7 protein-coding genes and 1 tRNA gene are annotated in these 12,183 nt (G+C 63.5%); 3 read left to right on the plus strand and 5 right to left on the minus strand.

Annotated features, from left to right (window positions below; genetic code table 11):
• Positions 1 to 39: 39 nt before the first annotated feature.
• The 3 genes from ACAM_RS02395 to ACAM_RS02405 all read right to left on the minus strand — a co-directional run bounded on the left by ACAM_RS02395 (position 40) and on the right by ACAM_RS02405 (position 8,964).
• A complete protein-coding gene (locus ACAM_RS02395) occupies positions 40 to 1,656 on the minus strand; it encodes an archaellin/type IV pilin N-terminal domain-containing protein (protein WP_158318582.1) in 1,617 nt (538 codons plus the stop codon).
• A 115-nt stretch (positions 1,657 to 1,771) separates the two neighbouring features.
• Positions 1,772 to 3,046, minus strand: coding sequence for a hypothetical protein (locus tag ACAM_RS02400; protein ID WP_022541215.1), 1,275 nt, complete (start codon positions 3,044 to 3,046; stop codon positions 1,772 to 1,774).
• A gap of 65 nt (positions 3,047 to 3,111) precedes the next feature.
• Positions 3,112 to 8,964 carry a carboxypeptidase regulatory-like domain-containing protein gene (locus tag ACAM_RS02405; protein ID WP_022541216.1) on the minus strand — a complete coding sequence of 1,951 codons (5,853 nt, stop codon included), beginning with the start codon at positions 8,962 to 8,964 and terminating at the stop codon, positions 3,112 to 3,114.
• A gap of 123 nt (positions 8,965 to 9,087) precedes the next feature.
• Here ACAM_RS02405 and ACAM_RS02410 point away from each other — a divergent pair, with 123 nt between their 5' ends.
• Positions 9,088 to 9,354, plus strand: coding sequence for a MazG nucleotide pyrophosphohydrolase domain-containing protein (locus tag ACAM_RS02410; RefSeq protein ID WP_022541217.1), 267 nt, complete (start codon positions 9,088 to 9,090; stop codon positions 9,352 to 9,354).
• A gap of 188 nt (positions 9,355 to 9,542) precedes the next feature.
• On the opposite strand, the gene ACAM_RS02415 is transcribed toward ACAM_RS02410, so the two are convergent.
• Together ACAM_RS02415 and ACAM_RS02420 are read right to left on the minus strand one after the other, a co-directional pair.
• Positions 9,543 to 10,313: a phosphoglycerol geranylgeranyltransferase gene (locus ACAM_RS02415; protein WP_022541218.1), complete on the minus strand. Its 771-nt coding sequence runs from the start codon at positions 10,311 to 10,313 to the stop codon at positions 9,543 to 9,545.
• Entirely contained in the window at positions 10,264 to 10,599 is a 336-nt protein-coding gene (locus ACAM_RS02420; RefSeq protein ID WP_022541219.1) for a Zn ribbon-containing protein, read from the minus strand. The genes ACAM_RS02415 and ACAM_RS02420 overlap by 50 nt, the downstream gene beginning before the upstream one ends.
• Positions 10,600 to 10,655: 56 nt before the next feature.
• On the opposite strand from ACAM_RS02420, the gene ahcY reads away from it, so the two are divergent.
• Positions 10,656 to 11,942 carry an adenosylhomocysteinase gene (gene ahcY / locus ACAM_RS02425; RefSeq protein ID WP_173391726.1) on the plus strand — a complete coding sequence of 429 codons (1,287 nt, stop codon included), beginning with the start codon at positions 10,656 to 10,658 and terminating at the stop codon, positions 11,940 to 11,942.
• A 64-nt stretch (positions 11,943 to 12,006) separates the two neighbouring features.
• Positions 12,007 to 12,121, plus strand: a tRNA-Ile gene (locus ACAM_RS02430).
• Positions 12,122 to 12,183 lie beyond the last annotated feature (62 nt).

Consider the following 12,183-nt stretch of genomic DNA (forward strand, 5'->3'; position numbering starts at 1 on the left):
TATTGGTCGGCTGGCCTCGTGTTTATAACTGTCTCTCGGTTATTGCGCGATCACTATGTCAGCCTCGGCCACGGGTCCTAGGGCTTTTATGGCTGCGTATGCCTGCTGGGGAGTTATCTGGACTTGGCTGCCGTAGACTGTGATCACCCCTCTCCCGGCGTCTATCCATGCTTTGTACAAGGCTTTGTAGCCCTGGGCGGCCGCCTCCTCCGCCGGGGCTATCACTAGCCTGGCCCCCTGGAGCTGGAGGTGGGCTAGGGTTCTCGCCTGGTGGGTGTCCTGTATTACTATCAGTGGTTTTGCGGGGGCTCCGCATGGCGAGGGCACGGGTGTTATGGCGGCCCTGTACCCCGCCTCCCCCTCCACTGGTTTTACCAAGGGTTTGACGGGGGTTCCCATTGTCTTGGCTGGTGTGATGCTCACCATGGCCTCGAGCCCCGGGGCCCAGGCCGCCTGGAACGCCTGGCCCGGCTTCAGCTCCCTAGCTACGCCGCCCACCACGGCCTCCAGCCTGGGCGGTGGGTTGAGGAGGCTGTCTACACCCAGGCTTGGGGCCTGGTCTCGGCAGGCCAGTACGGTTATCTTTGTGGGGGTTGTGTGGGGTAGGGTGGCGGTGTGGGTTGAGAGGGTTAGGGGGGCCGCCTCCTCCAGAGTTATTGTGGCCTCTATGCTGGCCCTCGCCTCCCCAGGCTCCCTGCTGTGGAGCAGCACTATCAGCCCTGTGGCGGTGGCGAAATCCCCCCGGGCCTCTGTGGCGCCGTTGGAGTAGCGGGGGCTGACCATCCACGCCTCCACCCAGCCAGCCACAGTCTCCAGCCCGTCGCTGTACACCAAGGCCTCCACGGCCCCACGGGGCTTGCCGGGGAAGGCTATGCTACCCCGGGCCTCGGCCCAGCCCCTGAGGACCATGTCCCCCGGGGGCTCTAGCCTGACCCCGGCCCATAGGCCGTCCCCCGTGCATAGGGCGAAGCCGTAGACTTTGAACAGGCCCAGCCCCGTCTCAACCGCCCCAAGAGGCTCCTCGCTGTACCCCCCGCTCCCGTCTGGCGACGCCTCAGAGCCTAGGGCTGATATGGTGGGGCTGCAGCTCCTGTCCAGGTCTATCTGGATCTGCAGCACGACGTCTACAGGCTCCCAGGATCCCAGGCTTACGACCCTGGCGGCCCCCAGGCTGGCTAGGCCGAGCCACTGGCCCCCTATGTTTACCGCTGGCTCCGGGCCGGCGCCGCCTTGCTCCCGGGTGTTGCACGTGTAGGGGTGGGGGTAGAGCTTGAGGCCGCCCCCAACAGTCTCGACCCCCAGAACCACCGGGCTGCAGTCGTAGGGCTTCAGCGCCTCCACAACGCCCTCCACAGCAGGCTCGGGCAGCTGCTGCCTGGCCACCACACCCTCACCCGGCTTCAACACAACCACGCTCTCGACAGGAGCGCCTGGGGAGTAGAACCTGGCCTTAAGGCCTCCCGCCTCAACCCACGCCTCCATGATGAGGGGGCTGGAGGCCGCCTCTATAGACTGGGAGGCCGCCTCACCCGCGCCCACTATAAGGCCCGCCGTCCTACCTCCCACCGACATGAGGGCCGCCGTCACAGCTACGGCAACGGCAACCGCTACAAGGGCCCCGTAGACCTCGCTCAAACCCCTCCTCCGCAGCGCCAAGGCCGAGGTACACCACAACAGAACGCTGCCGCGGAGGAGGGGGAGGGGGGCTTGGAATGTTTACTATTCCGAGCCTCATATACACCCCGTTGAATCCCCGGGGGGTCTCGCGGGTCTAGCCGCCGGTTCTCCTTGCTGTGGCGTATGCCGCGGCTAGGCCTAGGGTTATTGCGAGGGCTGCTAGGGCGGCTGTGAGCCTCTTGTCGGATAGCGTCTCTAGGAGGCTGTCAACAGCACGTGCTGTGGTAGCGGTCTCCAGGGTCTGTGTCTCTCCTGTTGCCGTTGCGGTCTGCCCCCCCGTCTCGCCCGGGGGCTTGACCTCTATCTTGTAGACGGCCAGCGCCTGCTGGCTGCCTGACACTATTAGGACGGCGGCCTCGCCGCCCCGGGCCCACACCCCCGCAACGGCGCCAGCGTCGCTCATGAGGCTGTAGGCCCACCAGTCCCCCCCGGAGGCTGGGCATCCCGTGTAGATGGCTAGGGCTGGCCTGCCGTCGAGGCTACCCCCGGCCACAGCTACCTCCCCGGCCTCAGGATGCTCGGCCACCGCCACCCCATACACCCTGTCCAGCCCAGGCAGCGGCTGGGGCTCAGCAGAGGGTGGCGGCTGGACCGAGCTCCACCCAGACCCCCCGCTCCACCAGGCTATGCAGCCGTCCCAGGCCTCGGCCCCGGCGGGGAGGCTCCCCTGCAGGGGGGTCTTGTCCCAGCCGCCCTGGGGTGTCTGGCAGGCCAGCACCCCTCCCCCACTGTCCCCGGTCTCTAGGGCCACCAGGCAGACGCCCGCCCCGGGTGCCGCGGCAGCGTCTACACCCCTCTGGTCACCCGGCTCCTCGACCACGGTCTCCGAGACGGTCTTACCCGCTATCATGTCTACCCTGAGCACCGCGGCGTCCCACCCCGTGTCGAGCCCGGTGTAGAGGGAGCCTAGCACGGTCAGCGTGGATCCCTGGAGGCTGGCGGAGTAGGCTCTGAAACCCTCGCCCAGGTTTACAGTCCTCTCGTCACCAACGCCCCCGTCCCTCGTGTAGACTGTTATGGCGAGGACCTCGCTCAGCCCCTGCCTCCCCCGGGAGTACAGGTAGATGTAGCCCCCGGCGGCGTCAACACCTATGGGCTCGTAGGACTCAACGCCCGGGGGTGGTTGGAGGGGTTTGCTCCACTCTATCAACCCCCCGGTTAACAGGGCTAGCCTGAACTCCTCCCCAGTGTAGAGCAGCGCCGCCACAGAGCCATCGAGCAAGTCGGCATCAACCAGCACATAGCCTTCGGGCAGGTCTACAGCCTGTACAAGGTCTAGTGTGAAGCCCCCGGCCTCCGCCCGCGAGGCTGCGGGGAGCAGTAGGGCCGGGAGTATTAAGGCTAGGAGGGCTAGGACCTCCGGGCGCAACAGCCACACACCCCCGAGTCTAGGCGGGCTGCGCTCGGGAGCCTTAAAGGGTGGGGGCTGGGGGTTTAGAAATACTCCTCCTCCTCGAGCAGCCTGCGGGCTATCCTCTCCCTTATCCTGTATATCCCGGCGGCCAGGGCGGCTAGGCCTATGAAGCCCACCGCTATCGGGCCGTACCTCTGCAGGAGCACGAGGGGGCCTGGGTTGAGTGTTATTGTTAGCGTTGTGGACTGGGGGACCTGTATGGTGCCCGTTGACTCCCTGTAGCCCGGCTTCTCGGCGTTCACTATGTAGATGCCGTATGGGGCCTGGAAAGTGAAGCTCCCGCTCCCGTCGGTCAGGCCTGAGGCGACTTCAACCCCCTCCTCGGAGAGGACCCTCACCAGCGCGCCCTGCTGCGGCGAGCCCCTGTCGTCGACCACCAGCACTGTAACGGTGTACATTATGGGGCTTATCCTGAGCTCCACCTTCCCAGGCTTTAGAACGGTGAAGCTGAACGCCGTGTCTACCCTGTAGTAGGACTGGCCCGCCTCCGGGCTGAGGCTGGCCTTGTAGGTGCCTGGGGGTAGGGATAGGACCGCCTTACCCCTAACAACAGTCTCGACGCTGTAGCTTAGACCTCCCTCGGGAGCCTGCCTCTCCAGCTCGACTATGTAGGGGAAGCCTATGGGCTCGCCCGTGAGCGCGTCGAGCAGCCATAGCTCGACCGTGAGCCTCTTGTACTCCACCGTCAGCACCCCCGGCACCACGGCGCCCTCCTGGGTTACCGTGATCCTGAGCTGCGTGTCTGCTAGGAGGGACTCCTCGGAGACCACGTTAACCTCAGCTATATAGTTGCCGGGCCTCACCCCCTCTAGCCTCAATATCGGCCCCTCACCCCGGGCCCTCAGCTCTAGGGGGAGGGTTGTGTGCTTCAGAACCAGCTCAACCTCCTCCTCCACCGGGTTGCCGTCGGGGTCTGCAAGGCTCACGGCTATCCCGAATACTATGGGCTCCATCTCCACCTCAAGCTCCACATCCCCCGCTATCTCCAGGGACAGGCTGGCTGGCCTGAAGCCCAGAGCCCCGACCTCTAGGGACGCCCGGCCCGGCGGCAGCTGTAGCACAGCCTCCCCCTTAGCACCCTCAACCACGCCCTCCAGCTGGCCGAAGGGGCCTAGGTAGGTGTAGGAGACCGAGAACTCGGGCAGCCTAACGGAGAACTCGCTGTCCAGCGCCGCCACCTTGACAGCGGCCAGCGGCGGTTTTATCACGACCTCCACACCGCCCCCCTCCTCGGGGACTAGTATGTTGCCGGCGTCGACCGAGACCTCTACACCCCCAACCTCCACCCTGTACTCAGCCCGGTAGAGGCCGGGCCTCAGCCTCGCCTCGCCGCTGCCCTGCGTTATCTCAACCTCGAACGGCTTCTCCTCCTCTATCTCCGTGTGGTCTAGTATGAGGGTCCCCCAGAGGACGGGGACAGCCTCTCCACTAACGTCGGCCGAGACGGTGAAAGCCACATCGACCTTCAGCGGCTCTATGGGCACGTACACGGCTCCGGGTGACTCGACTGTTATCTCCACGGTAGAGACTGGGTAGCCCTCGGCCGAGACTTCCAGTGTGTACACTCCCTGCGGGAGTATGGCTTTCACCGGTAGGGTGAACTGGAGAGGCTCCTCAAGCTCGACCCCGTTGAACATCCTCAGCACAGCCCTAGCCCCCTCTATAACCCCCCTCTCCACGCCCAGGTCGGGGTCGAAGCCGGCCAGCTCCACTGGGTGGGCCTTCGGCTTTATAGATATCGATAGGGCGGTTGTCTCGGCGCCTATGAAGGCTCTGGAGCCAGCGACCGAGCCCCCGGCCTCGGCCTCGACTATATAGGAACCGGCCCTCACACTAACCTCTGCAACCCCTGTCTCGTCTGCAACGGTGGAGATGGGGTCGACGCCCAGTGCTTTGAGTATGGGGTCGTCGGGCCTTAGGGTGACTGAGGCGAGGCCAGCGGGGGTGGGGGGTAGTGTTATCTCGGCCGCTCCTATAACCGCTGTTGAGCTGGAGTAGAAAATGTTAACCTTAACGTCAACGACTATGGGGTCTAGGGTTAGGCTGACGAAGACCCTGTCCTGAGACAGCGTCAAGCTGTGCATCCTCGGGGTGTAGTAGCCGGGCAGCTCCGCCTCCAGGATGTAGCTGCCGAATGGTAGTGTAATCGTGATCGTTCCACCCTCGACATTTAGGGTCTTCTGGGAGGACTGGCTGTAGCCCTGCCAAACTATGTTAAGTATGGCGGAGGGCAGCTCCACCCCAAGGTCTGAGTCCAGGAGAGTAATCTCCACCTCGCCGTAGAGGGGCTTCAGCCCCAGCCTAACCTCGACGCCGCTCCTGCTAGCCTTGAACAGGTCTATCTCTAGCACCGCCTCCTCGGTGTAGGGGTGGGTTACCTCCACCTTGTATACTCCCGGTCTTAGGAGGAAGACGGCCCGGCCCTGGCTGTCGGTGGTCTCCACCTCCTGGCCCACCTGCACCGGGGTCTCTAGAGGTGTCGCCACTACCAGCGCGCCCCCGACGCCGCCGACGGCCACCCCGATGGGGTCGTTATACACAGCGTTAACTACCAGCGGAATTTTAACTGGCTCGAGGGAAAGGGTTACGGCCTCCTCCGCACCCGCCTCGAGGGATACGCTGGCCTCGGCCTCCTCGTAGTAGCCCTCGAGCGACGATACCAGGATCCTGTAGAGGCCCTCGGGCAGCTCGAGTTCCATGCCGCTGGAGCGGGTTGTGAAGCTCCTGGACTCGCCGGTTAGCAGGTATGTCACCGTTACTATGAAGCCCCCAGGCGCCTCGACACCCAGCTCCCCGTCCACCATGCTGATGGACAGCTTCGAAGGCCCAGCCGGGATCGGCATGTCGAGGCTGCCCGACGATACTATCTCCACCCCGCTGTACACAACCCTGCCTAGTATGTGGTGCTCCACCTCAACCCTGTAGACACCGCTCCTCAGGGTAACCTGGGCCTCCCCCTCCTCCCCCGTGTCAACCTCTACACTATAGCCCAGGTCGGGCTCCTCGAGAGTGAAGACTATCCTAGCCCCCTTGACGCTGCCGATGAAGAGGCCTGTGGGGTCTTGAAGCACGGCCCGCACCGTCACCTCGTTGTCCGTCGGCTCCATGAGCACGCTCACGGCCGCAGCTGCCTGGCCCAGGGTCACCTGGGCCTCTGCAGGGCTGTAGCCCGGAGCCTCTACTGTGAGGGTGTAAGTGCCTGGGGGCAGGTAGACCCTGACGGTGTCGCCCGGCCTCTCGACCTGTGTGCTCCTGCCTGTGGGTGTGGATATCGTTATTGAGCCCGGCTTGATTGTGAACGGCACGCCCGCCTGGTACGCCTCCGCGTCGTAGATCGCTATGTCCAGGGGGTAGACCCTGAGCGTCGCCTCCACTGTGAAGGGGCCCAGCCCCTCGGCGGCTATGCTACCCTCCACCGACGAGACTATGGGGGAGGAGCCGTCCACGCTATACTCCACCCCGCTCCAGACTATGGCAGCGGCCCTGCCATCCTCACCTGTGACAGCCTCAACCTGGAGGGGGCTGGGCCTGTAGCCCAGCGTCTCCGGGGTTGAGCTGGTGGGGGTTAGTGTGAGCTCCACCCCGCCTATGGGGCCTGAGTAGAGGTCGTAGGCCTCCCTATACTCCGGGGTGGGGGGTGTTTCGGGGACCAGAGCCTCGACGGCGACCTCCCTCAGCCTGACCTCTATGCTGTCGAGCACCAGGGGCTGGAGGACCTCGACGTCCCTATACAGGCTGCCTAGGCCGGGCAGCTCCACCTCTATCGTGTACTCCCCCCGGGGGACGTAGAGGGTTATGGAGCCCCTATCCCAAACCCCCTGGTCGACAGCGAATACCCCGCCGCCGGGGCCTCTTATCACGGCTCTCGAACCGCCTGCCTCCACCCCCAGGTCTCCTGGACTCACCTCCCGGGCTCCAGAGACGGTTTCAAGGGTTACCGTGAAGTCCAGTATGACCGGGTTAAGGTCGAAGGCCGGGCTTTCGAAGGTATACACAGACCCCCCGCCCAGGGATACTATAACCGCCGGCTCCGCGGTGACACTAACTATAACGGGGTTCGAGAGCCCCGTGTCGACGCCCTTGAAGCCCGGTAGGTTCCTCCATAGGGGCTCCCAACTCTCTACGTCCACCGCCTGCAGTATGCCCTGCTGGCTCGCGGCTATTATGTGGGTCTCTAGGTTTAGGATGGATGTTATAGGGCTCTCGTCCACGGAGAGGGCGTGGGATATCGTGTAGAGCCCCGTCTCCTGCCTGTACTTGAGCATGTAGACGTGGCCGCTTGAGGTCCCCACGTAAATGACGCCGCCCCCGCCAGCGATCTCGACCTCGGTGGGCGCGCCGCCAAGGTATATCGACTGGGGGGCCGGCTTCCCCCGAGCCGGGTAGCCCTTGTCGTCGAGATAGTATATGTGTAGGAAGCCCTGCCCGCTGCCCACTAACAGCAGCTTGGAGAACCCGTCGAACACCGGGTTCAGCGGGGTGTAGACCTCCGCTACCGTAGCCCCTGCCAGCCCGTCGGCCTCCAGGTCCTCGGGCAGTGGGAGCCAGGCCATCCAGGTGTCGTCCACATAGCTGAAGCTAGCCTGGCTGGTCTCCAGCGTGATGTTGAGCAGCGGCTGCAGCGGCTTCACACCCCGCTCCAAACCCAGGACGTCTATGCACGTCTCTAGGCTGTCTGCGTCGCTCACGAACTCCATTATCACTATATCAAGGTCTACATGGGAGCCCGGCTCTGGGTCTAGGGGTGTCTCGGCCGCATAGCAGGTTGTGCTCAGGAGCTTCTCGTTACCCTGCTCGTCCACTAGGTAAGTAGACTCTGTATACAGGAATAGTAGGGTCTGGTCTGTGGCCGGCACCAGGGCGTCGAGGACCTCGCTCGGCAGGACGGCGAGGCCTGTGTAATCGTCAACATAACCCTCCTCGACACCAAGCCCTGACCAGCTGGGGGGGACTAGTATGCGGAGTCCCTGGCCCGGGGTTGAGGCCATGTAGAGGGTGTACCTAGTCAACACGCCCCTATCGCTGTCGAATATCTCCTGCGGCGTGGCGGGGAGTATTGCGCCCGAAGGGGTCTTGTAGAACAGTAAGCCCGAGACCCGGGCGTCGAGGCCCTCGTAGTACGAGTCCGACGTGTTGGATACTGTGGAGCCCTTCTGGAGGGCGCCGAGGATTAGTGAGGCCGTAGTGCCCAGGCTCCACTGCCCGGTGGGGGAGACGGCCTTGTCCCCCAACACCCCGGCGACAGGCGGGGAGGCGAAGCCGTGCTCAACCCCGCCGCCCCCCGTGGGGCTGAACTCGACCCAACCGTCGAGAGTCGGGTCTGCAAGGTAAGCCGCCCCCCCGCCATCCACCGCCACTATCCTAGGGCTTCCTCCCCCGTCCCACACTAGGAGGCTTGAGACGCCTAGCCTGGAGGCTGTGTAGAAGTCTGCTCTGACGCTAGGGTTATCCAGGTTTATAACGGCGACCTCTCCGGAAGAGGTTCCCACAGCCGCCCAGGAGCCTGTTGAACCGTCTATAGCCAGTTCTGTGGGGTCGCCGACGAGGGCCTGGCTCCATGAGAGGCTCTTAGACCCCATGTCAACCCCCATAACGAGGCTCCCGAGCCCGGGCGAGGAGCCCGCCGCCACCAGGAGGCCCCTCCCCTCTGAGTATGCCGACAGCTGAACCGTAACGCCTCCAGGCAGGCTATAGCCCCTCAGCCCGTAAACCCTAGTGTAGAACCCTTCAAGCTCTTCCCCCGCGATCAGCCCCTGCTGGGGCGCCTCGCCCGGAGAGGCTGATAGGGGGGGCGAGGAGGCTAATGCCAGTATAGCGAGTATTGCTAAGGCTAGAAGGAGCTGTCTCAGGTTAATAAAGCTATTCTTCGACAACCCAGGGTAACCCCCGGGTATACAGTAGGCCCAAGGGGTTTATGATATTATGCACCTCCCACCTCTTCCCTCGCCGGATTCAAAGCCCCAGAGCCAGTAGTATCCTGGTGGGGGATGTTGGTGTTGAGGGTTAGCTGTGTTCAGGAGGCTATAAGGAAGGCGTATCTCGAGAGGGACGCGGCCCGGGGGCTTTTCCAAACCTTCTCGTGGCTTGTGGAGGAGGTTGGAGAGCTCTCAGAGGCCCTTAGAAGGGGTGAAAAGGATGGGATCGCAGAGGAGATAGCAGACGTTATAGCATGGACAATCAGCATAGCCAACCTGGTTGGGGTGGATGTCGAAGAGGCCCTAAGATCTAAGTACGGCGGCGAACTCTCAGGCTGCACCGGCTAGACAGCCCAGCCTCCCCAAACCTCCCCGGAGGCTTGAGGGCCGGCGTCCCGCCCTTAGCAGGATCACCTATCTTGAATAACGGGTTTATGCTGCACAGGCTTCCACCCGGGGGGGCGTTAGCCGCCTGGAGTAGTCTGGCGTTTCGGGGTTGCGACAGTGCAGCTGGTATTGAGGCTGTTGAACCGCGGCTATGTGGGTGACCCCGACTTGAAGGCCTTCACAATCTCGGCCAGCCTCTCCGGGTTCTCCTCGGCTAGCGTGCCTGTGACTAGGACGTCTGCCCCGGCTTCCGCCGCGGCCCTCGCGGCTTCCGGCGTCCTCACGCCCCCGCCCACTGTGAGGAGGACCTCGCCCCTGTACCCGGCGGCGTCTATGAGCTTCCTCGAAGCTGCTACTGCCTCTGGGGGGACGGGTTTGGGGGCCCCGCTCCCGGCTTCGAGGTATACTATCCTCCCCCCCATCATTGCCCCTGCCAGTGCGTGGAGGGCTGCCAGCTCGGGCTTCTCGTAGGGTATGGGTCTGGCCCTTGCTACGAAGCCCGCGGCGCCTCCGTAGCCGACTATTATGTAGCTGGTCGGTATAGCCTCTAGCCCGAGCTTTAGGGCCAGGGGGGCGCCGAGTATCTGGGCCTGGACTATGTAGTATGGGTTGTCGCTGTTCAACACTGTTAGGAAGAGAACGGCGTCGGCATGGCGGCTCGCGTTCGTATGGCCCCCCGGGAATAGTATGACGGGGAGGCCGGAGGTCTTCGCCGCCTTCACAACCTCGTCGGTCTCCTCGAAAGTAACGCCAATACTCCCGCCTACCAGCACGGCGTCGCTCCCCGCCTCGGCAGCTCTAGCCGCTATCTCCCCGGCCTCGGCGGGGCCTGTCTTGTCGGGGTCTATCAGGGTGAAGTGGAGCCTCCCGCTAGACCTCCTCTTCTCCAGGAGCTTCTCCAGAAGCCTCCTCCCCGCCAACCTCTCCACACCCTCTGCCCTCGAAATAGGCGTCGCTCACCAGGTTATACACGTCAACCTTCTCCAGACCCTCGGGCACCTCCATCTCGCAGCGGAGGCCGCAGTTGCCGCACACCGCCACAGCCCTCTTGACCCCGCTCTTCACATTCCCCTCCTCATCCTTAGCCTGGGTTAGGGTTATCGAGAGCGTGAGGCTGCCGCACCGGGGGCAGGTGAAGTATCTCTTGTAAACCTGCGGGACGCTCCGGACCTGCCTCCTCATCCTCTTCCTACGCCGCCTGCCCAAAGTCTATAGGCACCCCTCATGGATGCAAGGTTTGTCCAGAGGCCTTTTAGCCTTGGATGCAAACCCTGTGGGGGGAAGAGGGGTGCCTAGGCTTGGCCCAGGGCTTCAAGGTTAGAGACCCCTCCCTGGCCGGGGAGGGCAGGATGCAGATAGAGTGGGCGGAGAGGCACATGCCAGTGCTCATGAGGCTGCGTTCTGAGATGAGGGGGGAGAGGCCGCTGCGCGGTGTTAGGGTTGCGGCGTGCCTCCACGTCACCAAGGAGACGGCGGTGCTGGTTGAGACTCTGAGGGAGTGGGGGGCCGAGGTCTACCTAGCCCCCAGCAACCCCCTCTCCACCCAGGACGAGGTTGCCGCGGCCCTGGCGGAGGCTGGTATAGGTGTTTTCGCGTGGAGGGGCATGACCCCCGAGGAGTATAACTGGGCTCTAACCACGGTGGCCGGGAGGGAGCCGGACATAGTTATCGACGATGGAGCCGACCTCCACGTTCTCCTGCACGAGGAGATGAGGAGCGTGGGGGAGAGGGTGTGGGGAGGCACGGAGGAGACTACAACGGGTGTCATAAGGCTTAGGGCCCTCGAGCGGGAGGGCAGGCTCCTCTACCCCGTGATAGCTGTTAACGACGCCCTGACGAAGTTCATGTTCGACAACAGGTATGGGACCGGGCAGAGCACTGTAGACGGGGTGCTCAGAGCCACTAACATACTGATCGCCGGTAAGACGGTTGTTGTAGCGGGCTATGGATGGGTGGGCAGGGGTATAGCCGCCAGGTTCAGGGGGATGGGCGCCAGGGTTGTGGTCACCGAGGTCGACCCGATAAGGGCTCTCGAGGCTGCTATGGACGGGTTCTCCGTCGCCACGATGGACGAAGCCGCTTCCGTCGGCGACGTGTTCATAACCGCGACGGGTAACATAAACGTGATAGACTCCAGGCATATGGAGAAGATGAAGGACGGGGCTATACTTGCAAACGCAGGCCACTTCAACGTGGAGATAAACGTCAAGGCGCTCGAGGAGATGAGCGTCTCAAAGAGGAGGGTGAGGAGATACCTAGACGAGTACACCCTCCCCGACGGGAGGAGGCTATACCTGATAGGAGAGGGGAGGCTGGTCAACCTGGTCGCGGCCGAGGGCCACCCCAGCGAGGTTATGGACATGAGCTTCTCCAACCAGGCCCTCGCCGTCCTCAAGATAGCCAGGGAGAGGGGGAGGCTGGAGAAGAGGGTGCACAGGGTTGAGAGGAGCCAGGACGAGAAGGTCGCCAGCCTCAAGCTGGAGACCATGGGTATAAGGATAGACAGGCTCACGGAGGAGCAGAGGCTCTACCTGCAGAAGTGGAAATAATCCGGAAACAGCTCCGGAAACAGTATTAAACCCTGGGAGGAATTGTAGATAGCTGTGGAGGCCTGGGCCCGTAGCTCAGCCAGGTAGAGCGCCCGGCTCATACCGCCGGGTCTCGGGTTCGAGCCAAACCCGCGTGAGACACCGGGTGGTCGGGGGTTCAAATCCCCCCGGGCCCACCACACATCCTAGCCAGCGATGAGGACGGTGGAGCGACGCTGACCACAACGGGGATGAGGAGCGA

Origin of the sequence: Aeropyrum camini SY1 = JCM 12091, assembly GCF_000591035.1 — an archaeon.
In the GTDB taxonomy this organism is placed as follows: domain Archaea; phylum Thermoproteota; class Thermoprotei_A; order Sulfolobales; family Acidilobaceae; genus Aeropyrum; species Aeropyrum camini.